Source organism: Massilia pinisoli (assembly GCF_024753285.1).
In the GTDB taxonomy this organism is placed as follows: domain Bacteria; phylum Pseudomonadota; class Gammaproteobacteria; order Burkholderiales; family Burkholderiaceae_D; genus Telluria; species Telluria pinisoli.
Genome location: NZ_JANUGW010000006.1, coordinates 115,821 through 139,616 on the forward strand (window position 1 = coordinate 115,821; position 23,796 = coordinate 139,616).

Sequence of the window (23,796 nt, forward strand, 5' to 3'; positions counted from 1 at the left end):
CATGGCCAAGAAAGAGCACATCTCCGAAACCCCGGCAACACAGTTCCTGCGCAAGCATGGGGTCGCGTTTTCGGAGCATCCGTACGACTACGAGGAACATGGCGGCACGACCGTGTCGGCGCGCGAACTGGGCGTGGACGAACACGCCGTCGTCAAGACCCTCGTCATGCAGGACGAAGCGGCCAAGCCGCTGATCGTGCTGATGCATGGCGACTGTAAGGTGTCGACGAAGAACCTGGCGCGCGCCATCCCGTGCAAGGCCGTCGAGCCGTGCAAGCCGGACGTCGCCCAGCGCCATTCCGGCTATATGGTGGGCGGCACATCGCCGTTCGGCGTGCGCAAGGCGATGCCGGTGTACGTCGAGGAAAGCGTCCTGCAACTGGATAAGATCTACATCAACGGCGGACGGCGCGGCTTCCTCGTCGGTATCGACCCTGCCGTGCTCGTCGACGTGCTGAAGGCCCGCCCCGTGCAGTGCGCGCTGGCCGATTGACTATCGCCGGGCTCGGCCGTGGTGTATATTTCACGCGCGCCGGATTCCCGGCCAGGATGAAGAAAAGAGACTCATGTACACAATTCTGTTCACCATCGCAGCCTACCTGATCGGCTCGATTTCCTTCGCCGTCGTGGCGAGCCGCCTGTTCGGCCTGGCCGACCCGCGTACGTACGGCTCGAAAAACCCGGGCGCCACCAACGTGCTGCGCTCGGGCAGCAAGAAGGCCGCCATCGCCACGCTCGTCGGCGACTGCGCCAAGGGCTGGCTGGCCGTGTGGTTCGCCATCCAGTTCGGCGAGCGCTTCGGCGTCGAGGACGGCGGCGTGGCCCTCGTGGCGATCGCCGTGTTCCTGGGGCACCTGTGGCCCGTGTTCTTCCGCTTCGTCGGCGGCAAGGGCGTGGCGACGGCGCTGGGCGTGCTGCTGGGCCTGAACGTCTGGCTGGGCCTCGCGACCTTGGTCACGTGGCTCGTCGTCGCGTACGCGTTCCGTTACTCGTCGCTGGCCGCGCTGGTGGCCGCCGTGTTCGCACCGTTTTATTATGGCCTGCTGTTCGGTGCCGACGAAAAACTGTTCGCCGTCATCGCGATGAGCCTGTTGCTGCTGTACCGCCACAGCAGCAACATCGGCAACCTCCTGGCCGGCAAGGAATCGAAGATCGGCAGCAAATCGAAAGGCGCCGTGCCTGCCAAGGCGGCGACCCGGAAGAAATGACACAGGGGCCGGTCGGCCCCTTTTCTTTTGGATTCGCCGAATTTGTTTGGCGCGCTGCTGCCTTTCGTTCGATGTGTCACCATATGCCATCCGCTGCAACGACGATGTGGCGTCAGTGAATGTAACGAGAAAGGCGGTGAAACGTGAGCAAGCAGATGAGAATCGATTTTGTGTCGGACGTATCGTGTCCGTGGTGCGTGATCGGATTGAAATCGCTCGAGCAGGCGCTGGACCGGGTGTCCGACGAGATTACGGTCGACATGCACTTCCAGCCTTTCGAGCTGAACCCCGGCATGGGGCCCGCCGGCCAGGACATCGTCGAGCACCTCACCGAGAAATACGGCGCCACGCCCGCCCAGCAGGAACAGTCGCGCGAGATGATCCGCCAGCGCGGCGCGGCCGTCGGCTTCACGTTCGACATGGGCCTGCGCGGCCGCATCTACAACACGTTCGACGCGCACCGCCTGCTGCACTGGGCGGAAGACCAGGGCCGCCAGCAGGCGCTGAAGGAAAAGCTGTTCGAGGCGTATTTCACGCAAGGGGAGAACCCGGGCGCGCACGACGTGCTGCTGCGCGCGGCGGGCGAGGTGGGCCTCGACGTCGAGGCCGCGCGCCACGTGCTGGCATCGAACGCGTATGCCGACGAGGTGCGCCAGCTCGAATACTACTGGCAGCGCGCCGGCATCCACTCGGTACCCGCGATCATCATCAACCAGCGCCACCTGATCAACGGCGGCCAGCCGCCCGAGGTGTTCGAGCAGGCGCTGCGCCAGATCGCGCAGCAGGACGAGGAACTCGAGCAGGACGAGGAACCGGCCGCGTAAGCCCGGCCGATCCAGCGCAGCTTAAGTTATATCCAGAACGATGGGCTGATGGTCCGAGGCGGACGTCTCGGACTGCACGCTCACGTCGTTGACGCGCCCGGCCAGGTCCTCGGTGACGAAGAAATAATCGTAGCAGCCGGGCTTGTCGGGCCATTTGAAGCCGTGCAGGCCCGCCGTCGGGGCGCGCGCCATGTCGCCGTGGCGCACGCGCCAGGCGTCCAGCAGGGCGACCGAGCCGGCCGACGGCGGCGCCAGCAGCGCCCGGTAGTCTTCCGAGTCCGGGCCGAAATTGAAATCGCCGCAGTAGATCGCGGTGCCCGGCCGGAAGCCCAGCTGGCACGGCGGCTCGAGCTCGGGATCGGGCTGGTACACGGCCGCGCGGGCGCACGCTTCCTCGTGCAGCTCGCGGATGCGACGCACCTGCGCGCGGCGCTGCACGGGCGAGTAGTACTCGAGGTGGGTCGTCAGCACGCGCAGCTTGCCGCCGGGCGCTTCCAGCACGGTCTCGATGATCCCGCGCGGCATGCCGGCCGGGTGTTCCGGATCGACGGGCCACGGCAGCATATGCCGCTGCGCCTGCGTGATGCGGAATTTGGACAGCAGCATGTTGCCGAACTGGCGGGGCAGGTTGTTGCGATAGATTTCGCTCGGCGCCTGCTCGATCATGTGGTAGCCGCCAAACGCGCCGGCAAGCTGCTTGAACTGGCTGGCGCTGGCGCTGCCTTCCAGCTCCGGATGGTTGGCAGCCACTTCCTGCAGGCAGATCACATCAGGATTCAGCTTGCGCAGCACGTCGATGATCGCGTGGATGCGGATGCGTCCGTCCCTGCCACAGCCCCAGTGAATATTCCAGCTAACCACGCGCATTCGATGCCCTCCGTAAAACTCAACTGCCAGAGTTTGCCATTCTTTGCGGAATGGCGGTCACACGGTAGGATCGATGTCAAGCTTACAAGTTCATTGGAACCGTGTCCAGGACGGCACGTTTCAGAAACGGCGTGCGTTGCTTCGCCGGTGTTCCGCGGCCTCTTTCAGCAACTGATCGGCCTCCGCCGGATCTTTCGGCGTCAGCGCGTCCCCCGTCTGCTTGACGAGGGCCAGCTGCTGGAGCGCGGCCGGGTAGTCGTGGTCGGCCGCGCGCTCCAGCAGGTCGCGCGCGCGGCGCGGGTCGGCCGCCACGCCGTCGCCATCCGCATACGCGTTCGACAGCAGGAACATCGCATGTGCATCGCCCGCCCGCGCGGCCACGCCCAGCCAGTGCGCGGCCGCGGCCTTGTCGACAGGGACGCCGCTACCGTTCTTGAGCAGCAGCGCAAGTGCCAGCGCGGCCCTCGCGTGACCCTGCTGCGCGGCCTGGCGATACCACTGCGCGGCGCGCGCGTTCGTGCCGTCGTCCTGCGCGCGCTCGCGTTCCAGGTCGCCCAGCCGGTATGCGGCGTCCGCATCGCCGTTGCGCGCGGCCCGCAGGAACAGGCCGCGCGCCTGGTCTTCCCGATGCCGCACGCGGTACAGCAGGGCCAGTTCGCGCTCGGCCACGGGGATACCGTCGTCGGCCCAGGCGTGCAGGCGCCGCTCGGCGGCCTCGTCGCCGCGCTGGACAGCGTCCATCGAGACGGCTTCGATCTCGGCGGGCAGCGGGGCGCGCCCGCAGCCCGCGAGCAGCACGGCAAGCAGCGCGGCAAGCAGCGCGGCCGGCAGCAGTGCGCGGTGGAGAGGGATCATCATGCCGGCTTATTTCGACAGGTCGATCGCGTACTTGGCGAAGCCGCTCGCGTCGAGCGCACCCTCGGCCGTGACGGCGCCAAGCCCTGCGGCCTGCGCGAGTGCCAGGTGGCCCGGCGCCGAGCGCAGGACCAGGGGGCCGTTCGTCGCCGTCTTCGCGAAGCTCCAGCTGCGCGCGCTGCCGTTGGCGGCCAAGGTGACCTTGCCGGTCGCCGCGCCGATCTTCTGCAGGTAGTTGCTGACGACGGCCTGATTCGCATCCGGTGACTTGATGATCGTCTTGCTGCCGTCGATGCCGGGAAAGTTGCCGCCGCCGCCCGCGCGGTAGTCGTTCGTGGCGACGATGAAGTCGTCCGTGTCCGCCACCGGCTTGCCCTGGTACGTGAGGTTGACGATGCGGCTGCCGGCGGGCTTCGTCACGTCGATCTGGTATTGCAACGCGTTGTTCTCGGCATAGAACACGTCGTAGTTATAGATCGTGCCGTACGACGGGACGAGGTCCTGCTCGCCGGTCGCCGCCGGGTTGATCTGCGCGAACTGTTTCGCGGCCGTCTCCAGCCAGTTCTTCAGGTCCGAGCCCTTGATCTTGACGGCTTGCAGGTTGTTGTTGCTGTACAGGTAGAGGTCGCCCGGATTGCGCACCTGCAGCCCGACGGGGGAGGCCGGCGTCGCGCCCGGCGCCACGTCCGTGAAGTCCGACGCGCCGTTGCGTCCCGCCTTGAACGGCGCGCTGCACGAGATCACGGGAATGTTCTTGTAGCTGGACAGCGTCGCGTCCGTGCTCGTGGCGATGGCATTTTTCACGTAGTCGATCTGCGCCTGGTTCACGAGCTGGATCGCGGACACGTCGCCGACAAGCGCGAAGTACGAGGACATCTCGAAGTCCGTCGACACGCCCAGCGGCTGCTTCGCATACGCGATCGTGGCGTCGTGCTCCGTTTGCACGGCGGCCGCGATGGCCGGGTCCGCGGCGACGCTCGTGGTGCCGTCCTTGTATTTGTAGCCGCGCGACTCGACGGTCGTCTGGGCCGGCTGCACGACCCATTTACCGCCCTGCCAGGCGAGCGTCATCCTGACGATGCCGAGGCGCCGGCCCCAGCTCTGCGCCATCACGGTCGGCACGCCGTTGACGAAGCCGTTCACTCCATCGACGTTGGCGGAGGCGGGGATCGCGGCGAACGACGGATCCAGCGCGGGGGCGCCCGTTTCTTTCCCCTTCGGGAAGATGAGGTGCGAGTGGCCGATCAGCAGGGCGTCGATGCCCGTCGTGCTCAGGTGGTAGCTCTGGTTTTCCATCTTCGGGCTGTACGCGCTCGGGTCGAGGCCGCCGTGCGACAGCGCGACGACGAGGTCCGCCCCCTTGCCGCGCATCTCCGGCACGTACTGTTTCGCCGCTTCGACGGTGCCGCCGACGGCGACCTTGCCGGCCAGGTTCTTCTGGTCCCAGTCGAGGATCTGCGGCGGAACGAAGCTCATCACGCCCACGTTGACGGTGACGGGCATCGTCTCGCCGTTCGGCTTCGTCGCCGTGAAGGTGCGCGCGAGGATGCGGTAGGGATCGTAGATCGTCTTGCCGGTGGCGACCGCCGTCACGTTCGACAGCACGAGCGGGAAGTTCGGGCCGCCGCAGGTGCCGGGCGGTTTCGACACGCCGGGGATGCCGAAGTCGGTGTTCGTGACCTGGCTGAGGAACGGCAGGCCGTAGTTGAATTCGTGGTTGCCCAGGCCGCCCGCGTCGTACTTCAGCGCGTTCATCGCCTTGTGCACGGCGAGCGTATCGCTGCACTTCACGGGCGAGGTGACGGCCTGCAGGTCGCCCAACAGCGTGCCCTGGATGACGTCGCCGTCGTCGAACAGCAGGTTGTTCGGGTTCTCCGCGCGCGCCTGCTGGATCAGGGTCGACGTGCGGTCCAGGCCCAGGGTGGCATCGGGGGCGAGCGAGTAATAGTTATAGCCCAGGACGTTCGAATGGATGTCGGTGGTCTCGAGCAGGGCAAGGCTGACGGTCGTGCCTTCGGGGATGACGTTGGCGGGCGTGGACGGCTCGCCGCAGCCGGTGAGGCCGGCGGCGGCCAGGGCCGCGAGCAGTACGTGGTGACGTTTCAAGATCGTGGGTCCGTTGTGAGGTTGTGAAGTAAACCGGGCGCACTCTATCTTGATTCGATGACAACGATGTGACAGTCGCGCATGTGCCCCGCGTGCGCCACGCCGACGCACGCTGCACGGTTCCGGACGTCGATGCGCCGCCGTCTCGCACGCCCGTGCGCCTGGCCGCACGCAATCGGTGTGAGCCCCCGTCTTTCTTGGTGCGTCGGCACAACGACGGTGCCGGCGCACTGTTTTGCTTGTTGGCATGGCACTTGCTGTATTGACCGTAACGGCGCGGGAGCTGGCCACTCCGCCCGCCGACGTTGTCTCTTCTATCGTTTGCAGTCAACAAGGACCAACATGACCGATACAACCAATCAGACCCGCCGCCGCCTGCTGGCCGCCGGTGCCACGGCTTCGCTCACGGGACTCGTCTCCGGCGGGGTGTTCGCCGCCGGCTCCGACGCACCCGAGAAAACGGAAGTGAAGGTGGGCTTCATTCCGCTGACCGACTGCGCGTCCGTGGTGATGGCGTCGGTGCTGGGCTTCGACAAGAAGTACGGCATCAAGATCGTGCCCAGCAAGGAATCGTCGTGGGCCAGCGTGCGCGACAAGCTCGTCAATGGCGAACTGGATGCCGCGCACGTGCTGTACGGCCTGATCTACGGCGTGCAGATGGGTATCGGCGGGCCGAAGAAGGACATGGCGGTGCTGATGGGCCTGAACCAGAACGGCCAGGCGATCACTTTGTCGAAGAAGCTGGCCGATGCTAAAGCCGTGGACGGCGCGTCGCTGGCAAAAGTGATGAGCACGGACAAGCGCGAATACAGCTTCGCCCAGACCTTCCCGACCGGCACCCACGCGATGTGGTTGTACTACTGGCTGGCGAGCTACGGCATCAATCCGATGAAGGACGCGAAGGTGATCACGGTGCCGCCGCCGCAGATGGTGGCGACCATGCGGGTCGGCAGCATGGACGGCTTCTGCGTGGGCGAACCGTGGAACCACCGCGCCATCGCGGACGGCGTGGGCATCACCGCCGCGACCACGCAGGACATCTGGAAGGACCATCCGGAAAAGACCCTGGGCACTTCGCTCGAGTGGGTCAAGAAATACCCGAACACGGCGCGCGCGCTCGTCGCGGCCGTGCTGGAAGCGAGCCGCTGGATCGATGCGAGCATGTCGAACAAGGTCAAGATGGCCGAGACCATCGCCGACAAATCGTACGTCAACACGTCCGTCGACGTGATCAACCAGCGCATCCTGGGCCGCTACCAGAACGGCCTGGGCAAGACGTGGGACGATCCGAACTACATGAAGTTCTACAACGACGGCGCCGTCAATTTTCCATACCTGTCGGACGGCATGTGGTTCCTGACCCAGCACCGCCGCTGGGGCCTGCTCAAGTCCGACCCCGACTACCTGGCGGTGGCGTCGAGCGTCAACCAGGTCGGCGTGTACCGCGACGCGGCCGCGATGGCCAAGGTCGCCGTGCCGAAGTCGCCCATGCGGTCCGCGAAGCTGCTCGACGGCGTCGTGTGGGACGGGAAGAACCCGGCCGCGTATGCCGCCGCTTTCAAGATCAAGGTCTGAAGGAAAGGACATCATGAATACCGTCGTGAATTCGAGATCGGGCGCGCGCGTCAAACCGGCGGTGCGCCTGCCGCGCGGCCTGGCGCTGCGCGTGCCGAACGGCCGCGCCGTGCTGCTGGCGGTGCTGCCGCCGCTGCTGGGCCTCGCGCTGCTGGTGCTGATCTGGCAGGGCGTCGCGGCGAACAACAGCAGCATCCCGTCGCCCGCCGTGACGTGGGACGCCGCCGTGAAACTGTTCGCCGATCCGTTCTACAGCAACGGACCGAACGACCAGGGCATCGGCTGGAACATCCTCGCATCGCTCAAGCGCGTGGCGCTGGGCTTCGGCCTCGCCGCGGCGGTGGGCATCCCGCTGGGCTTCCTGATCGGCCGCTCGCGCTTCCTGGGCGCGATGTTCAATCCCATCATCAGCCTGCTGCGCCCCGTGTCGCCGCTGGCCTGGCTGCCCATCGGCCTTCTCGTGTTCAAGGCCGCCAATCCGGCCGCCATCTGGACCATCTTCATCTGCTCGATCTGGCCGATGGTCATCAACACGGCCGTCGGCGTACAGCGCGTGCCGCAGGATTACATGAACGTGGCGCGCGTGCTGAACCTGTCCGAGTGGAAGATCGTCACGAAGATCCTGCTGCCCGCCGTGCTGCCGTACATGCTGACCGGCGTGCGTCTGGCGATCGGCACGGCGTGGCTCGTGATCGTCGCGGCCGAGATGCTGACGGGCGGCGTGGGCATCGGCTTCTGGGTGTGGGACGAGTGGAACAACCTGAACGTGCCGCACATCCTCGTCGCCATCGTCGTCATCGGCGTGGTCGGGCTGGTGCTGGAACAGGCACTGGTCGCGCTGGCCCGTGCCGTCACTTACGAAGAGAGTGGATCATGAGCGAAGCGAAATTCATCGAAGTGCAACAGGTCGAGATGCTGTTCGACACCCGCAAGGGCCGCTTCCACGCCCTCACCGACGTCAACCTGAAAGTGGCGCGCGGCGAGTTCATCACGTTGATCGGGCACTCGGGCTGCGGCAAGTCCACGTTGCTGAACCTGCTGGCGGGCCTGACGCGCGCCACGGAGGGCGTCCTGATCTGCGCCGGCCGCGAGATCGCCGGACCGGCGCCGGAGCGTGCCGTGGTCTTCCAGAACCATTCGCTGCTGCCCTGGCTGACGTGCTTCGAAAACGTCTACCTCGCCGTCGAACGCGTGTTCGGCGACCGCGAAGGGAAGGACAAGCTGCGGGCGCGCACTGCCGATGCGCTGGCTCTCGTGGGCCTGGCGCACGCGGCGCAGAAGCGGCCCAGCGAGATCTCGGGCGGCATGAAGCAGCGGGTCGGCATCGCCCGCGCGCTGTCGATGGAGCCCAAGGTGCTGTTGATGGACGAACCGTTCGGCGCCCTCGACGCGCTGACCCGCGCCCATCTGCAGGACGAGCTGCTGCGCATCGTCGCCCAGACCGGTTCCACGGTGGTGATGGTCACGCACGACGTGGACGAGGCGGTGCTGCTGTCGGACCGCATCGTGATGATGACGAACGGTCCGGCCGCGACCATCGGAGAGATCGTGGACGTGCGCCTCGCGCGCCCGCGCGAGCGCGTCGCGCTGGCGCACGATGCGCTCTACAACGAGTATCGGACCCACGTGCTGGAGTTCCTGTATCACCGGCAGGCAAGGCCGGCAAAGGAAGCGGCCTGAGAGGCTCTAAGTCGGCTCGATCTCGTCGAGATCGTCGGGTGCAGATCGTAGGGTGTGCACCCCGTGCCCACCGACCGTCAATCAAGCCGGCTCGATCTCGTCCAGCGGCCAGCGCGGCCGCACGTTGAACCCGTAGTCGCGCTGCGCCGCATCCGGGTTGCGCTCCAGGCGCAGCGCGCCCGCGAACGCGATCATCGCGCCGTTATCCGTGCAGAATTCCAGCTCCGGGTAATAGACCTTGAAGCGCTTCTTCGCCGCCGCCTCGTTCAGCGACGCGCGCAGCTGGCGGTTCGCGCCCACGCCGCCCGCGATCACGAGGCGCTTCAGCCCGGTGTGCTTCAGCGCCAGCACGCACTTCGCCGTCAGCACGTCGACGATGGCATCGACGAAGCCGCGCGCGATGTTCGCCTTGTCCTGTTCGCACACGTTGGCGATGTCAGAAGCATTGTTCCTCACGACCGTCAGCACGGCCGTCTTTAGGCCCGAGAAGCTGAAGTTGAAATCCTTCGAATGCAGCATCGGCCGCGGCAGCTTATACGCTTCCGGATCGCCGAATTCCGCCAGACGCGAGATCGCCGGGCCGCCCGGATAACCGAGGCCCAGCAGCTTGGCCGACTTGTCGAACGCTTCGCCGGCCGCGTCGTCCAGCGTCTCGCCCAGCAAGGTGTAGCGGCCGACGCCATCGACGCGCATCAGCTGCGTGTGGCCGCCCGACACGAGCAACGCGATGAACGGGAATTCCGGCCGCTCGGTCGCGAGCAGCGGCGACAGCAGATGGCCTTCGAGATGGTGCACGCCCAGCACGGGTTTATCCAGCGCGAGCGCCAGGCTGCACGCGACTGACGACCCGACGAGCAGCGCGCCCGCGAGGCCCGGGCCCTGCGTGTAGGCGATGGCGTCGATGCGTTCCATCGGCAGGTCGGCCTTCGCGAGCACCTGTTCCAGCAGCGGCAGTGCGCGCCGGATGTGGTCGCGCGACGCCAGCTCAGGGACGACGCCGCCGTACTCCTCGTGCATCGCGACCTGCGAGTGCAGTGCGTGGGCCAGCAGGCCGCGCTCCGTGTCGTACAGAGCCAGGCCGGTTTCATCGCAGGAGGATTCGACGCCGAGGACAATCATGGGAAAGCAGGAACAGTATGAGGAAGACAAGACAGGCGCACCGGGGCGGCGCGCAATCCGCCATTGTAACGTAGGGTGGGCGGCTACACCGCGACATTGATGCTGTGGCGGCGTGGATGCCGTCCACGCGTTCAACCACACGACGCCCGCCGCGGAACGGGCGCCGTGCAGGCATCACGGCCGCTGCAGCAGCTCCGCGTGCGCGCTGCGCAGCATGGCTTCCGTATCTTCCCAGGCGATGCAGCCGTCGGTGACGGAACAGCCGTACTTCAGCTGCGACAGGTCGCTCGGAATCGGCTGGCTGCCGCCGACGATGTTCGATTCGATCATCACGCCGACGAGCGACTGGTTGCCGTGCTTGATCTGCTGGATCACGTCGGACATGACGAGCGGCTGCAGTTCCGGCTTTTTGTAGCTGTTCGCGTGCGAGCAGTCGACGACGAGGTTGGCGGGCAGGCCGGCCTTCTTGAGAGCCTGCTCGGCGATCGCGACGGAGACGGAATCGTAGTTCGGACGGCCGCCGCCGCCGCGCAGCACGACGTGGCCGTAGGCGTTGCCGCGGGTGCGCACGATCGACACGCTGCCCTGGTCGTTGATGCCCAGGAAGGAGTGCGGGCTGGACGACGACAGCACGGCGTTGATGGCGATGCCCACGTCGCCGTCGGTGCCGTTCTTGAAGCCGACTGGCGTGGACAGGCCGGACGACATCTCGCGGTGCGTCTGCGATTCCGTCGTGCGTGCGCCGATCGCGGTCCAGGCGATCAGGTCGCCCAGGTATTGCGGCGAGATCGGGTCGAGCGCTTCGGTGGCGGTCGGCAGGCCCAGCTCGCACACGTCGAGCAGGAACTGGCGCGCGCGCTCCATGCCGACCTCGACGCGGAACGAGTCGTCCATGAACGGGTCGTTGATATAGCCTTTCCAGCCCGTCGTCGTGCGCGGCTTCTCGAAATACACGCGCATCACGAGCACCATCGTGTCTTCCACTTCGGCCTGCAGCGCCTTCAGGCGACGCGCATAGTCGAGGCCCGCGACGGGGTCGTGGATCGAGCAGGGGCCGACGACGACGAACAGGCGCTTGTCCTTGCGGTCGAGGATGTTGCGCAGGGTCTCGCGGCCCTTCATCACGGTGGTGAAGGCCTTGTCCGTCAGCGGCAGTTTTTTATGCAGCGCGCTGGGCGTCGGCATGGTCGCGAACGAGGTGACGTTGGTGTTTTCGATATCGGGCGTGATCAGCATGGCAATCGTATTTATTCCGGGAGGGATCAATGAGTCTAGCCTGAAATCTTACACCCTGCATCCTCTTGCTCAAAAATGTCGCATCTGTGAGCCGCTGCGCGGCGATGGTATGCTGTCAGTATGGACACGACGAACATCACTGAATCCTTCCCGGCCGCCCGCTTCATCAAGGAGATCGGCCGCGGCGTGAAAGGCGCGCGCAGCATGTCGCGCGACGATGCCAAGCTCCTGTACGGCGCGATGCTCGACGGGCGCGTGTCCGACCTGGAGCTGGGCGGCATCCTGCTCGCGATGCGCATCAAGGGCGAATCGGTGGAAGAAATCGCCGGCTTCATGGACGCGGCGGAAAGCTCGTTCGCGCCGCTGCCCGCACCGCCGGGCGAGTTCGCGCCCGTGCTCATCCCCAGCTACAACGGCGCGCGCAAGCTGGCCAATCTGACACCTTTACTGGCGCTGCTGCTCGCGCGCGAGGGCGTGCCCGTGCTCGTGCACGGCGTGCAGCAGGACCCGGGCCGCGTGACGACGGCCGAGATCTTCGCCGAGATGGGCATCGGCCCCGTGGGCTCCACGGCGGACATGCTCGACGCCTTCGCGAACGGTCGCCCGTGCTTCATGCCGATCGAGTTGCTGGCGCCGGAGCTGGCGCACCAGCTGTCGCTGCGCCGCATCCTCGGCGTGCGCAATTCCACGCACACGCTCGTCAAGATCCTGCAGCCGTTCGAGGGCCCGGCACTGCGGCTCGTGTCGTACACGCACCCGGAATACCTGGCGATGCTGACCGAGTACTTCGGGACGGCCGCCCCGCACGCACGCGGCGACGCGTTCCTCATGCGCGGCACGGAAGGGGAGACCGTGGCGAACGCCAACCGCGCCCAGGAAATCAACTGGTTCCACGCCGGACAAAAGACGCTGCTGGTCGAACGCGATGCCCCGACCGACGAACTGGCCCCGGCGCCGGACGGCCGCGACGCGGCCGCCACCGCCGACTGGATCGCGCGCGCGCTGCGGGGCGAGCAGCCCGTGCCGCCGCCGATCGCGGCGCAGGTGGCGCAGTGCATGAAAGTCGCCAAAGCATTGCGGTAGGGTGGGCGGCTCCGCCGCGATCGAGCGGGTCGCCGCGCCATCAACGCCGCCCACGCGTTCAACTCGCCTCAAATAACCCGTACAATCTCGCCTTTTGCGCGCGATAAACGGAAGAGGCATGGCAAAACACTACGACGTGGCGATCATCGGCGCCGGCGCCGCCGGCATGATGTGCGCCGCCACAGCGGCGAAGCGCGGCAAGCGCGTCCTGCTGATCGACCACGCGGCCAAGCTGGCCGAAAAGATCCGCATCTCGGGCGGCGGCCGCTGCAATTTCACCAACGTCAACGCCGGCCCGCAGAACTTCCTGTCCGAGAATCCGCATTTCTGCCGCAGCGCCTTGTCGCGCTACACGCCATACGATTTTCTCGCGTTGGTGAAAAAGCATCGCATCGCGTATCACGAAAAACACCGCGGCCAGCTGTTCTGCGACGACTCGTCCGAACAGATCATCACCATGCTGAAGGCCGAATGCGACGCCGGCGGCGTGCAGTGGCGCATGCCATGCAAGGTAGCCTCCGTCACCAAGTCGGCCGAAGGATTCCGCATCGACACGGACGGCGAGCCTATCTTCGCGAGCAATGTCGTCGTCGCAACGGGCGGCCTGTCGATCCCGAAGATCGGCGCCACCGACCTGGGCTACCGCATCGCGAAGCACTTCGACCTGAAGATCGTCGAGACGCGCCCCGGCCTCGTGCCCCTGACGTTCGACGGCCCCAGCTGGCAGCCGTTCGTGCCGCTGGCCGGCATCGCGCTCGAAGTGGACGTGACGACGGGAACCAAAAAGGGCAAGAACGCGAAGTATGGCTATTTCCGCGAAGATTTATTGTTCACGCACCGCGGCCTGTCCGGCCCCGCGATCCTGCAGATTTCCAGCTTTTGGCAGCCGGGCACGCCCATCACGCTGAACCTGCTGCCGGAAATGGACGTGGCGGAAGAGCTGATCGGCATGAAGACGACGGTCAAGAAGCAGTTGGGGAATGTCCTGTCGCAGTGGCTGCCCACGCGCTTGGCGGAAGGCCTGTTGACCGGCAACGGTTTCGCACTGGATGCACGCCTGCCTGACATGGCGGACGCGAAATTGCGCAAACTGGGCGATGCCATCAATCGCTGGGCGATCGTGCCCACAGGATCGGAAGGCTATAAAAAGGCCGAGGTGACCCTGGGTGGCGTGGACACGCGCGAGCTGTCGCAGCAAACGATGATGGCGAACAATATCCCGGGCCTGTATTTCATTGGCGAAACGGTCGACGTCACGGGCCGGCTCGGCGGCTACAACTTCCAGTGGGCATGGGCTTCCGGCGTCGCGGCGGGCGGGGCGATCGAGTAAACCGGTGGCATGTAGCAACTTTGCACATTGATGAAAAACTTCGCACGACGCCAGAAAAGCTGTTAGAATTTCGTTCTTCCCTAAATCCAACGGTTTCATTTTTACATGACCACTATCCGCCTTAAAGAAAACGAGCCGTTCGAAGTCGCTATGCGTCGCTTCAAGCGCACTATCGAAAAAACCGGTCTGCTGACGGAACTGCGCGCACGCGAGTTTTACGAGAAGCCGACTGCAGAGCGCAAGCGCAAGCTGGCCGCTGCCGTGAAGCGTCACTACAAGCGCATCCGCAGCCAGCAACTGCCGAAGAAGCTGTACTGATTTACATTCACGCCTGATCCGGTGACGGCCGATTGCCAGTCCCGGTTATGCAAGGCCTGAATCCGACGAAGCCCGCTCCGGTTGTGCCGCAGCGGGTTTTGCCTTTTGCCCCTATCGAATGGAGTTTCCATGAGCTTGAAAGACCAAATCACCGACGACATGAAAGCCGCCATGCGCGCGAAGGACAGCGAGCGCCTCTCCACCATCCGCCTGTTGATCGCCGAGATCAAGCGCAAGGAAGTGGATGAGCGCGTCGAGGTGGACGATGCGCAGGTGGTGGCCATCGTCGAAAAGATGATCAAGCAGCGCAAGGATTCGATCACCCAGTTCGAGAATGGTGGCCGTCAGGACCTGGCCGACAAGGAAAAGTCGGAACTGGCCGTGCTGTCGACCTATATGCCGGCCGGACTGTCGGATGAGGAAGTCGCCGCCGAAGTGGCCGCCGCCGTCGCCGCATCGGGCGCCGCGGGTCCGCAGGACATGGGCAAGGTGATGGGCATCCTGAAGCCGAAACTGGCCGGTCGTGCCGACATGACGGCCGTCTCGGCCCAGGTCAAGAAAGCGCTGGCAGGCGGCTGACCCGCCACGACACGGCTGCGGCATCGCCGCCACGGCCGTGTCTGTTTTTGATGCGCCGGAGCGGCAACGCCATGTTGCATTGTTGCAAATCAACTTGTAACGAGCCCTGCGGTATAGTCTGACCTGAGACAAATACTGTTAGATCAAGTGATTCCGCAATCATTCATTACCGATCTGCTCAACCGCGTCGACATCGTCGACGTGGTAGGGCGTTACGTGCAGCTGAAAAAGGGCGGCGCCAATTACATGGGGCTCTGTCCGTTTCACAACGAAAAATCCCCCAGCTTTACCGTCAGCCCGACCAAGCAGTTCTATCACTGTTTCGGCTGCGGCGCGCACGGCACCGCCATCGGCTTCATGATCGAATACTCGGGCATGGGGTTCGTCGACGCCGTCAAGGACCTTGCGCAAAGCGTGGGCATGATCGTGCCCCAGGCCGACGACAAGATCCCGCCGGCCCAGCGCGCCGCCCAGCAGGCGCAGACCCTGGCCCTGTCGGACGCGTTGACCCAGGCTTGCGATTTTTATCGCGCCCAGTTGCGCGCCGCGCCGAACGCCATCGCCTACCTGAAGGGCCGCGGCCTGACGGGTGAAGTGGCCGCTCGCTTCGGTCTCGGCTACGCGCCCGGCGGCTGGGACAACCTGCGCTCCGTATTCGCCGATTACGACGCCGTCGCGCTCGTCGAGTCCGGCCTCGTCATCGACAAGGTGGACGAGGACGGCAACAATAAAAAGCGCTACGACCGCTTCCGCGAACGGATCATGTTCCCGATCCGGAACACGAAAGGGCAGGTGATCGGTTTCGGCGGCCGCGTGCTCGACGGCGGCGAACCAAAATACCTGAACTCGCCGGAAACCCCGCTGTTCCAGAAGGGGCACGAGCTGTACGGCTTGTTCGAGGCGCGCCAGGCGATCCGCGACGCCGGCTACGTACTGGTGACGGAAGGCTATATGGACGTCGTCGCCCTGGCCCAGCTCGGCTTTCCGCAAGCCGTCGCCACGCTCGGCACCGCGTGCACCAGCACGCACGTGCAAAAGCTGCTGCGTCAGACGGACAACGTCATCTTCAGCTTCGACGGCGACAAAGCCGGCCGCCGCGCCGCCCGCCGCGCGCTGGAAGCCTGCCTGCCACAAGTGACGGACAACAAGACGATCCGGTTCCTGTTCTTGCCGCAAGAACATGATCCGGACAGCTATGTGCGCGAATTTGGTGCAGACGCATTCGCCCAGGAAATCAACGAAGCGATGCCTTTGTCACAATTCCTGCTGCGCGAAGTGACGACGGAACACGACCTCGACACGCCGGAAGGCCGGGCACGCGTCCAGTTCGATGCGAAACCGCTGCTGCAATCGATGACGCCGACGGCGCTGCGCCTGCAGATCGTGCGTGGCCTCGCGAACCTGACGGAGTCAACGCCGGCGGAGATCGAAGCGTTGTTCGAGCTGTCCAAGCCGGTCGCCGTCGCGCGCAAGGCGCCACCGCGCCAGGGCCGGCCGGAGCCGGTGGGCCTGGAATTGCAGATGTCGCGCATCCTCGTCGCGCATCCGGCGCTGGCGCTCGGGCTGGACGAGTCGGCAATGCGCGCCTTCGACCATTTTGGCGTCGAGCAAGCCGAGCGCTTGCGCCAGCTCGTGGCCATGGCGCAGGCATTGGGCGCGAACGGGACGTTCGCCGCATTGTCGGAGCAATTGAAGGAGACGAGTTCGGACTACGACAACCTCATCGCGGCTATCGCAGTGGAACCCGAATCGGATAGCGAGGCCGATCGAATCTGGCTCGTAAGTGCTGTGAGGCAAGTCAAGAAGGACGTGCTCAAACAGGAGTTGAACCAGTTGTTTTCTTCCGGATTGACCCCAGATCAGGTGAGTGCCCGCTATCGCGAAATCACAGCTCAGCAGCAGCTCTTGGAGCGCGAGGAAGCCAACGACACCCCTGCGAAATTCGCCTGAACGGGGAGCGGCGCCAGGGCGGCGTTCTCGACTGGAAAGAACAGGGGCGCGTGCTATAATAAAACGCTAACTATTGCAAGCATTGAAACGATTTTTCGTGACAATTCGGGCTGGGTGTTTCAGTTAGCTAGGCCACAGTGCGTGGCTGCAGCGTGATGTAAGGTAACAAAACTTTATCTTTAACCATAGTAAAGTGGTCGTTGTGACTTCGAAAGCGCCTGTGCCAACCAAGAAACCCGAAACCAAAGTGGCTACTAAATCCACCAGAATGTCCGCAAAAGTGGACAATTCGCAAGACAAGGCGGAAGCTCGCGTTGCGGGTGTCGCCCCAGTCAACCAGACGACCGACGCGGAAGCCCTCGCCGCGATCGACACGTCGGGTTACGTGCTGCCGGCCGTCAAGGTGCCAGGCCGGCGTGGCCGCAAACCCAAGGAATTTACCCCCGAGAACGATGAAGTCGCCGCACTGAACGCGGTCGAGCGCGCCGAGCTGAAAGCGGTCGACAAGGCCAAGGCCAAGGACCGCAAGGCCAAGGAAAAAGCGCTGCTGAAAGACGCGTTCTCGTCGGACACGGAAGCGAGCGAAGAGGAACTGGAAATCCGCCGCCAGAAGCTCAAGGCCCTGATCAAGTCGGGCAAGGAGCGCGGCTTCCTCACGTATTCCGAGATCAACGACCATCTGCCCGATAACATCGTCGATCCGGAAGCAATCGAAGGCATCATCGGCACGTTCAACGACATGGGCATCGCTGTCTACGAGCACGCGCCCGATGCCGAAACGCTGCTGCTCTCCGATAACGTCGCCACCGTCACCAGCGACGACGAAGCCGAGGCCGCGGCCGAGGCGGCGCTGTCGACCGTCGACTCCGATTTCGGCCGCACCACCGACCCCGTCCGCATGTACATGCGCGAGATGGGCTCCGTCGAGCTGCTGACCCGCGAAGGCGAGATCGAGATCGCCAAGCGCATCGAGGATGGCCTGCGCGACATGATCCAGGCGATCTCCGCCTGCCCGGTGACGATCGCCGAAATCATCGACGCCGCCCGCCGCATCGAGAACGACGAGATCAAGATCGACGAAATCGTCGACGGCATGGTCGATGCGGACGATGACGAATCGACGTCGCCGAGCGCCGTCGCCCCGGCCGCCACCGAGTCCGACGACGACGAGGAAGACGACGAGGAAGAGGAAGAAGAGGAAGAGGAAGAAGAGGCGGGCGCGAGCTCCGGCGCCGCCGGCTATTCCGCCGAGCAACTTGAGCAGCTGAAGAATTCGGCCCTCGATAAATTCCGCGAAATCGAACAGCAGTTCGACAAGATGCGCAAGGCCTACGAGAAGCAGGGCTACAATTCCGACGGCTACATCAAGGCCCAGGAAGCGATCTCGAACGAACTGCTCGGCATCCGCTTCACCGCGAAGGTCGTCGAAAAGCTGTGCGATACGTTGCGCGGCCAGGTCGACGAAGTGCGCCACATCGAGAAGCAGATCCTGGACGTGGCCGTGAACCGCTGCGGCATGCCGCGCGCCCACTTCATCAAGGTCTTCCCGGGCAACGAGACGAACCTCGAGTGGGTCGACGGCGAAGTGAACGCCGGCCACGCCTACAGCGCGATCCTCGGCCGCAATATCCCGACGATTAAAGAACTGCAGCAACGCCTGATCGACCTGCAAGCCCGCGTCGTCCTGCCGCTGCCGGACCTGCGCAACATCAACCGCCAGATGGCGGCCGGTGAAATGAAGGCGCGCAAGGCCAAGCGCGAAATGACGGAAGCGAACTTGCGTCTCGTCATCTCGATCGCGAAGAAGTACACGAACCGCGGCCTGCAATTCCTCGACCTGATCCAGGAAGGCAACATCGGCCTGATGAAGGCGGTGGACAAGTTCGAATACCGTCGCGGCTACAAGTTCTCGACGTATGCGACGTGGTGGATCCGCCAGGCCATCACCCGTTCGATCGCGGACCAGGCGCGCACGATCCGTATTCCGGTGCACATGATCGAAACGATCAACAAGATGAACCGGATCTCGCGCCAGATCCTGCAGGAGACGGGCGCCGAGCCCGATCCGGCGACGCTCGCGATCAAGATGGAAATGCCGGAAGACAAAATCCGGAAGATCATGAAGATCGCGAAAGAGCCGATCTCGATGGAAACGCCGATCGGCGACGACGACGATTCGCATCTGGGCGACTTCATCGAGGACAACAACACGCTGGCGCCGTCGGATGCCGCGCTGCATGCCTCGATGCGTGGCGTCGTCAAGGACGTGCTCGACTCGCTGACGCCGCGCGAAGCCAAGGTGCTGCGCATGCGCTTCGGCATCGAGATGTCGACGGACCACACGCTGGAAGAAGTCGGCAAGCAATTCGACGTCACCCGCGAGCGCATCCGCCAGATCGAAGCGAAGGCACTGCGCAAGCTGCGCCACCCGTCGCGTTCCGACAAGCTGAAGAGCTTCCTCGAGAACAACAGCGGCTGAGGCTTGACGTACCTACGCTAAAACAATATCCTCTCGCCACTTCGGGCGCACCGCGACCGCAAGTGGCGAGTTTTTAGCGTCTTCGGATGTACCAGTTTCGGGCCTCTAGCTCATGCCTGGTTAGAGCAGCGGACTCATAATCCGTTGGTGCCCGGTTCGACTCCGGGGAGGCCTACCAATCAACTTTTGTTTTGAAATCAAGCCCTTACGAGAAATCGCAAGGGCTTTTTTCATGGTTAATTCGGTAAGACTTTGTGCTCGTCTCCAAGGCTTTGTCAACGAATCGTCAACGCGGTTTTGGGCCGTGATGTGCGTAGAATGATCGAAAAGCACAAAGGGCGATAGAAATGACAAAGGATGAACTGATCGCAGCTGTACCTGTCTACACGCGTGAAGGGCGACCCTATAAAATTGCACTTGGCAGTATTCCTGAGCCATGGAAGACGCAGTTTGAACGTGCACTGACTGGAAGTGCATGTCCCGTTGGTGATTCGCTAGGTCAATGTGCTTTTGTTTGGGACTGGATAGCTTGGGCCAACGGAGACTGGTACGGTCGAGGGCCAGTAGGTCTCGATTGAGCGCGTACTCTCGATTTCTACATGAGGTGGAAGGCCAGTTCTCACTGAGGATCGGTTATTTAGGCTGTTCGAAGTGTCAGTGGATTCAGTCTTCTTGCTTCTTCCAAGTGTTCTGGAGCTAAGTGTGCGTAACGCATTGTCATCGTCAGGCTTGCGTGTCCTAGGATTCGTTGCAATGCGATGATATTTCCGCCATTAATCATAAAGTGGCTGGCGAACGAATGTCTAAGCGAGTGGGTGAGTTGGCCCTCGGGAAGTGTGATGCCAGTTCGTTCGAGTCCTTCTCTGAATGCTGAAAATGCATAACCGAAGATTCGTTCTCCAGTGCCGTGTTTCGTGTAGTGTTCATTGATCGCACGTTCAAGGTCGTCGCAGATTGGCACAGATCGGACCTTGCCTGATTTCGTTTTTGCGAACTGAATTTGCCCGTTTCTGACTTGCGAGATTTGCAGCTCTTCCGCTTCGCTCCACCGTGCGCCGGTGCTGAGACAAATTTTCGTCACAAGTGCAACATGCGGGTTCCGGCTGGCCGCAAGGCTGTCCAGTAAGGTTTCGATTTGCTCCGAGGTGAGGTAAGAAAGTTCGTTCTGCAAAATCTTGAGTTGACGTAGTTTTCCCAGCGGATTCCCTAAAGTCCAGAAGCCGAGGCGTTCCAGCTCGTTGAAGACCGCCCGCAAGTATGCATGCTCATGATTCATGTTGTTTGCAGAAATCCCTGCCGCGAGTCGTTGAGTCCGATATTCTACGAAGTCGCTCGCCTTAAACGTTTCGGCCAACGGATTGCCCATTGCCGCGCACATCGCAACAAGCCGCTTGTGTGTGTCCGCGCCTGCTCGCAATTCTTTGCCGTGATGTTCATACCAGAGGTTCACAAGTTCCGAGAGCCGGCGCGGGTCCTTTTTCTTCGGTTCCCATGCGTTGTCTTGCGTGACCTGAGTTTTTACCCATGCCTCATATGCTTTCGCTTCAGCTTTCGTGTTAAACGATTTTCGAAGCCGCTTCCCGCCCCGGCCACCTGGCTGTATATCTACTGTCCAGCCAGCACTTGTTTGTTTAATCGACATTTTGCAGCCTGCGTTTTAGGTCGTTGCTCCGGATTTTCTCTAATGCTCCGAGTTCTTCGATTTCCCAGTCACTGAAATCGCCTCCGCCACCTTCCTGCCGCCAGCCTATTTTCAATGTGGTAAGTTCGGTCAATCGTCGAAGATAACGCTTTGTTGTCTCTTGTCTCTGCTCTTCTTGCGTGGACGGACTGATTTGACCACCGACTCGATCAGTTGCTCCGGTCATCAGCCAAAGGGAGTACTCCGGCCAAATCGAGCACACCGCTGACAGCATCTCTGCTGAAGGTCGTGCACGTCCGGCCCACCAGCTTGCCCAAGCGCTGGCAGGAATTCTTGTAAGTTCTTCAAGGTCTGCGTTGCGTCGAGTGCGTTTTGCATTCGCATCCACAAGTTCACGCAGCCGCTCATCAAGTGCTTTCACACGGTCCATACCTGTTCTCCTAGAGACTTTGCACAGAATCATACATCTCTTTGAACTCAGTTCGAAAATTTCTTGCAGGAATTCGAAATTATGCGTACATTACGTCGCATTGGGTTCGATAAACTTTGAAATTAGTTCAAACATGAGCAATCATTCTACTAACGTTTTCAACATGTCAACTCCGATCATGACTCGAGAGGCCTTCGCTCAAGCAGTAGGCCTGCCACTCGGCGTATTCGTCAGCCAGTGCGAGCGTGGCTATTGGCCTCAAATCACGGTGGGCAAGCGAGTTTTCGTGAACGTTGAGGCGATCCGCGTTAAGGCCGCCGAGCGTGCTCTGGAGTTCTCTTTGTGAAACAGCCAAGCGACTTGTTCACGCCTGACATGTTTGGTGCCGTTTTCGCAGAGACGCCGCCTCTTGCTAATCAATCGAAAAGCAGCAGCAATGTTGATCGATTGAGGTGGTGGGATGCTCCTGCCCGAGCAGAAATGCGCGCCGACCCCGTGTGGAAGGGGGTCTATGAACATTTGAAAACTGCTGTTGCTGCGGGCCGTTTTGTAGGCAGTGAAGTGCGGTCGACGCGTCTCGCCGTGCGACTGCCTGCCCGCAGCGCAAGCGAGGACAGCCAGGAGCACGGGGAGCGCAGCGACCTTCTAGGTAAATCTATACCAAATAGGTTGTCGGCGGAGTTTGTGATGTTTGAAAAGGGGACTTGTGCGTGATGCTGATTTTGTCCGTACGTTGCCGGTTGGCGTCAGGCACTTGGGTGACAACCGCGCGGTTCCTTCGCTCGATCCAGCAGCCTTGCGTGTCCGTCGTTATTTGTTGTTATCCGGCTGTCAATCTCTTGTATACCCGTTTTGGCGAGAGCGAGTCGATAGAGAGACCGGCGAAGTTAAGCTTCGTTCTGAATTCCGGGTGTCTATTTGCTGTCGTGAGCCAGTTGAGGATGTCGCCAGAATTTACCGTAATGGTCCTACTGTGGGTTTTTCTGGACTCATGCGATGCGGGAATGTATGGGGATGTCCAATTTGTTGCGCGAAAGTCATGCGGCGACGCGCAGAACAAATTGGAGCAATCTTCACCGCTGTTCATGAACGTGGAGGAAGCGCTGTGATGGTGACTTATACCGCTGCCCATACGATCTCCGACCCGCTTGAAAAGCTGCTTGTTGGCCTGAAGGCCGCTAAACGGAATCTTACTCAATCACGGACTTATCGTCATCTCGCAGCTTCTCGCACTGGTTCTGTCAGTGCGACAGAAATTACTTACGGTTCAAAGGGGTGGCATGCACACCAGCATGATGCGTGGTTCTTCGATTTAGCCGCACCTGATCCCAACAAACTTGCTGACGAACTCTTTGATCCGTGGTTGAACGCTTTGACTAAGGAAGGAATGTCTGCTGTCCAGTTTTATAGGGATAAACGTACGGGAGAAAACCGGCGTATAGGCGTGGATGTTCGTGCTGCATGGGATGCAAGTGAATACCTTACCAAGTTTGATCGTGAGCGTAACTGGTCGTTGGCGAAGGAAATGACAGAGGGGCGCTCGAAGCAAGGTCGGGTACAAGATTCTCTTACACCTTGGGAGTTGTTGGAAGATGCAATTATTCGCGGAAAAGATAGCCCAACAGCCAAGTTGTGGATCGAGTATTTGCGAGCTACGAAGGGGAAATCCGCGATCAGCTTGATGCCTGCAGCAAAGTTGCTCAAAGAGTTGGGTATGCCAACTCGACTCGACGATTTTATTGATGCGAACAGTGTTGGGGTCGGTGAGGTTATCGGAAAGGTTTCAGATCATTATTTTGATCGTGCAGTTCGAGAGTGCGGGTTGGGGAGCTTGCTTGAGGCAGCCCGTAATAGTGCTTTGCCCGAGTTGGGCGGAATGTTGAACTTTGTTTAGGAGATGAGAATGAGTTTGCTGTCGCGTCATGTGTCGGAGCTGAAATCGGAAGAGTTCGTTCTTGGTGTTTCGACCGGTTTTAAGGGCGAAAAAGGTTCGAAGATGGAAGGAATCGAATCCACCAAGATAATGATTGTTTCGACGCCTGCATCGAAAAACTGGACTGGCTACACTGCAATCGAACAAGCGGTCTCGAATGCGTCTATCGGGGAGTCGATGACTGGTCGAACGTTTCCGGCACGATGCATGGTTACTTATCGACGCGTCTCGGCGGTCGAAAACAAGACCATTGAGAATAAGACCGTATCAAAGGATGTTGAGAAATTGGTGGTCGTGGGGCTTGAATATTTGTCCGCTGTTGATCTCGTGGACGTGAAAGTCGCAAAAGCCGCTTGATTATGACTGCGTCCTCTGTCGTCGTTTGTGTTGATGCTGCAACTAATGCTTCTGCCGTGCCTGAGCCGCCTTGTCCATCCGGCCAAGGTGTGATGACTGTGCAGGCTGAGCTGTCTCTGGTTGGTGGCTCGCCTTTTGACAGTTTGGAAGCAAGCGGGTTCTTCTTCTTTGGTTTTGGTGTCGTTGTATTCGCTTACCTGCTCGGCTTCGTTGTATGGGCCGTGC

General features: G+C 62.2%; 22 protein-coding genes and 1 tRNA gene. 16 read left to right on the top strand and 7 right to left on the bottom strand.

Features of this window, described 5'->3' with window-relative positions; all coding sequences use genetic code 11:
- The first annotated feature begins 1 nt into the window (after nucleotide 1).
- The 3 genes from ybaK (at nucleotide 2) to NX784_RS10505 (ending at nucleotide 2,032) form a co-directional block, all read left to right on the top strand.
- Nucleotides 2-493 (top strand): Cys-tRNA(Pro) deacylase, encoded by a 492-nt coding sequence (gene ybaK, locus NX784_RS10495; RefSeq protein ID WP_258816593.1) that lies wholly within the window; start codon nucleotides 2-4, stop codon nucleotides 491-493.
- 73 nt (nucleotides 494-566) lie between these two features.
- Nucleotides 567-1,208 carry a glycerol-3-phosphate 1-O-acyltransferase PlsY gene (gene plsY, locus NX784_RS10500; protein ID WP_258816594.1) on the top strand — a complete coding sequence of 214 codons (642 nt, stop codon included), beginning with the start codon at nucleotides 567-569 and terminating at the stop codon, nucleotides 1,206-1,208.
- Between the two features lie 155 nt (nucleotides 1,209-1,363).
- Nucleotides 1,364-2,032: a DsbA family oxidoreductase gene (locus NX784_RS10505; protein WP_307735939.1), complete on the top strand. Its 669-nt coding sequence runs from the start codon at nucleotides 1,364-1,366 to the stop codon at nucleotides 2,030-2,032.
- Between the two features lie 21 nt (nucleotides 2,033-2,053).
- Here NX784_RS10505 and NX784_RS10510 read toward each other — a convergent pair whose 3' ends face one another.
- The 3 genes from NX784_RS10510 to NX784_RS10520 form a co-directional block, all read right to left on the bottom strand.
- A complete protein-coding gene (locus NX784_RS10510) occupies nucleotides 2,054-2,899 on the bottom strand; it encodes an endonuclease/exonuclease/phosphatase family protein (protein ID WP_258816596.1) in 846 nt (281 codons plus the stop codon).
- A 120-nt stretch (nucleotides 2,900-3,019) separates the two neighbouring features.
- Nucleotides 3,020-3,757, bottom strand: a complete 738-nt coding sequence (locus NX784_RS10515) for a tetratricopeptide repeat protein (RefSeq protein WP_258816597.1) — start codon at nucleotides 3,755-3,757, stop codon at nucleotides 3,020-3,022.
- A 6-nt stretch (nucleotides 3,758-3,763) separates the two neighbouring features.
- The gene (locus NX784_RS10520; protein ID WP_258816598.1) at nucleotides 3,764-5,860 is read right to left on the bottom strand and encodes a bifunctional 2',3'-cyclic-nucleotide 2'-phosphodiesterase/3'-nucleotidase; all 2,097 of its coding nucleotides are present in this window, start codon (nucleotides 5,858-5,860) and stop codon (nucleotides 3,764-3,766) included.
- Nucleotides 5,861-6,202: 342 nt separating this feature from the next.
- On the opposite strand from NX784_RS10520, the gene NX784_RS10525 reads away from it, so the two are divergent.
- Genes NX784_RS10525 through NX784_RS10535 form a run of 3 tightly spaced genes read left to right on the top strand, consistent with a single transcriptional unit; the run spans nucleotide 6,203 to nucleotide 9,115 of the window.
- The gene (locus tag NX784_RS10525; protein ID WP_258816599.1) at nucleotides 6,203-7,435 is read left to right on the top strand and encodes a CmpA/NrtA family ABC transporter substrate-binding protein; all 1,233 of its coding nucleotides are present in this window, start codon (nucleotides 6,203-6,205) and stop codon (nucleotides 7,433-7,435) included.
- A 13-nt stretch (nucleotides 7,436-7,448) separates the two neighbouring features.
- Nucleotides 7,449-8,312: a nitrate ABC transporter permease gene (ntrB, locus tag NX784_RS10530; protein ID WP_258816600.1), complete on the top strand. Its 864-nt coding sequence runs from the start codon at nucleotides 7,449-7,451 to the stop codon at nucleotides 8,310-8,312.
- Entirely contained in the window at nucleotides 8,309-9,115 is an 807-nt protein-coding gene (locus tag NX784_RS10535) for an ABC transporter ATP-binding protein (RefSeq protein ID WP_258816601.1), read from the top strand. Before ntrB ends, NX784_RS10535 begins: the two co-directional genes overlap by 4 nt.
- Nucleotides 9,116-9,196: 81 nt before the next feature.
- On the opposite strand, the gene tsaD is transcribed toward NX784_RS10535, so the two are convergent.
- The gene (gene tsaD / locus NX784_RS10540; protein ID WP_258816602.1) at nucleotides 9,197-10,234 is read right to left on the bottom strand and encodes a tRNA (adenosine(37)-N6)-threonylcarbamoyltransferase complex transferase subunit TsaD; all 1,038 of its coding nucleotides are present in this window, start codon (nucleotides 10,232-10,234) and stop codon (nucleotides 9,197-9,199) included.
- Between the two features lie 174 nt (nucleotides 10,235-10,408).
- Complete coding sequence (locus NX784_RS10545) at nucleotides 10,409-11,467, bottom strand: 3-deoxy-7-phosphoheptulonate synthase (protein WP_441295341.1); 1,059 nt, start codon at nucleotides 11,465-11,467, stop codon at nucleotides 10,409-10,411.
- A 123-nt stretch (nucleotides 11,468-11,590) separates the two neighbouring features.
- On the opposite strand from NX784_RS10545, the gene ybiB reads away from it, so the two are divergent.
- The 7 genes from ybiB (at nucleotide 11,591) to NX784_RS10580 (ending at nucleotide 19,387) form a co-directional block, all read left to right on the top strand.
- Nucleotides 11,591-12,553: a DNA-binding protein YbiB gene (gene ybiB / locus NX784_RS10550; protein WP_258816604.1), complete on the top strand. Its 963-nt coding sequence runs from the start codon at nucleotides 11,591-11,593 to the stop codon at nucleotides 12,551-12,553.
- Nucleotides 12,554-12,671: 118 nt separating this feature from the next.
- Nucleotides 12,672-13,883: a BaiN/RdsA family NAD(P)/FAD-dependent oxidoreductase gene (locus tag NX784_RS10555; protein WP_258816605.1), complete on the top strand. Its 1,212-nt coding sequence runs from the start codon at nucleotides 12,672-12,674 to the stop codon at nucleotides 13,881-13,883.
- Between the two features lie 105 nt (nucleotides 13,884-13,988).
- Nucleotides 13,989-14,201 (top strand): 30S ribosomal protein S21, encoded by a 213-nt coding sequence (rpsU, locus tag NX784_RS10560; RefSeq protein ID WP_005665410.1) that lies wholly within the window; start codon nucleotides 13,989-13,991, stop codon nucleotides 14,199-14,201.
- Nucleotides 14,202-14,330: 129 nt separating this feature from the next.
- A complete protein-coding gene (locus NX784_RS10565) occupies nucleotides 14,331-14,780 on the top strand; it encodes a GatB/YqeY domain-containing protein (protein ID WP_166865565.1) in 450 nt (149 codons plus the stop codon).
- Nucleotides 14,781-14,927: 147 nt separating this feature from the next.
- On the top strand, nucleotides 14,928-16,730 hold the full coding sequence (gene dnaG, locus NX784_RS10570) for a DNA primase (protein ID WP_258816606.1): 1,803 nt from the start codon (nucleotides 14,928-14,930) through the stop codon (nucleotides 16,728-16,730).
- Between the two features lie 268 nt (nucleotides 16,731-16,998).
- Complete coding sequence (rpoD, locus tag NX784_RS10575; RefSeq protein ID WP_258816607.1) at nucleotides 16,999-19,209, top strand: RNA polymerase sigma factor RpoD; 2,211 nt, start codon at nucleotides 16,999-17,001, stop codon at nucleotides 19,207-19,209.
- Nucleotides 19,210-19,308: 99 nt separating this feature from the next.
- Nucleotides 19,309-19,387, top strand: a tRNA-Ile gene (locus tag NX784_RS10580).
- A gap of 459 nt (nucleotides 19,388-19,846) precedes the next feature.
- Here the strand turns inward: NX784_RS10580 and NX784_RS10585 are convergent.
- Both NX784_RS10585 and NX784_RS10590 read right to left on the bottom strand, forming a co-directional pair.
- Nucleotides 19,847-20,851, bottom strand: coding sequence for a phage integrase (locus NX784_RS10585; RefSeq protein WP_258816608.1), 1,005 nt, complete (start codon nucleotides 20,849-20,851; stop codon nucleotides 19,847-19,849).
- Nucleotides 20,841-21,281: a hypothetical protein gene (locus NX784_RS10590; protein ID WP_258816609.1), complete on the bottom strand. Its 441-nt coding sequence runs from the start codon at nucleotides 21,279-21,281 to the stop codon at nucleotides 20,841-20,843. Before NX784_RS10590 ends, NX784_RS10585 begins: the two co-directional genes overlap by 11 nt.
- A gap of 342 nt (nucleotides 21,282-21,623) precedes the next feature.
- Between NX784_RS10590 and NX784_RS10595 the strand changes: the two genes are divergently transcribed.
- The 3 genes from NX784_RS10595 (at nucleotide 21,624) to NX784_RS10605 (ending at nucleotide 23,571) form a co-directional block, all read left to right on the top strand.
- A complete protein-coding gene (locus tag NX784_RS10595) occupies nucleotides 21,624-21,995 on the top strand; it encodes a hypothetical protein (RefSeq protein WP_258816610.1) in 372 nt (123 codons plus the stop codon).
- 394 nt (nucleotides 21,996-22,389) lie between these two features.
- Complete coding sequence (locus NX784_RS10600) at nucleotides 22,390-23,175, top strand: hypothetical protein (protein ID WP_258816611.1); 786 nt, start codon at nucleotides 22,390-22,392, stop codon at nucleotides 23,173-23,175.
- A 9-nt stretch (nucleotides 23,176-23,184) separates the two neighbouring features.
- The gene (locus tag NX784_RS10605) at nucleotides 23,185-23,571 is read left to right on the top strand and encodes a hypothetical protein (protein WP_258816612.1); all 387 of its coding nucleotides are present in this window, start codon (nucleotides 23,185-23,187) and stop codon (nucleotides 23,569-23,571) included.
- The last annotated feature ends 225 nt before the right edge of the window (nucleotides 23,572-23,796 follow it).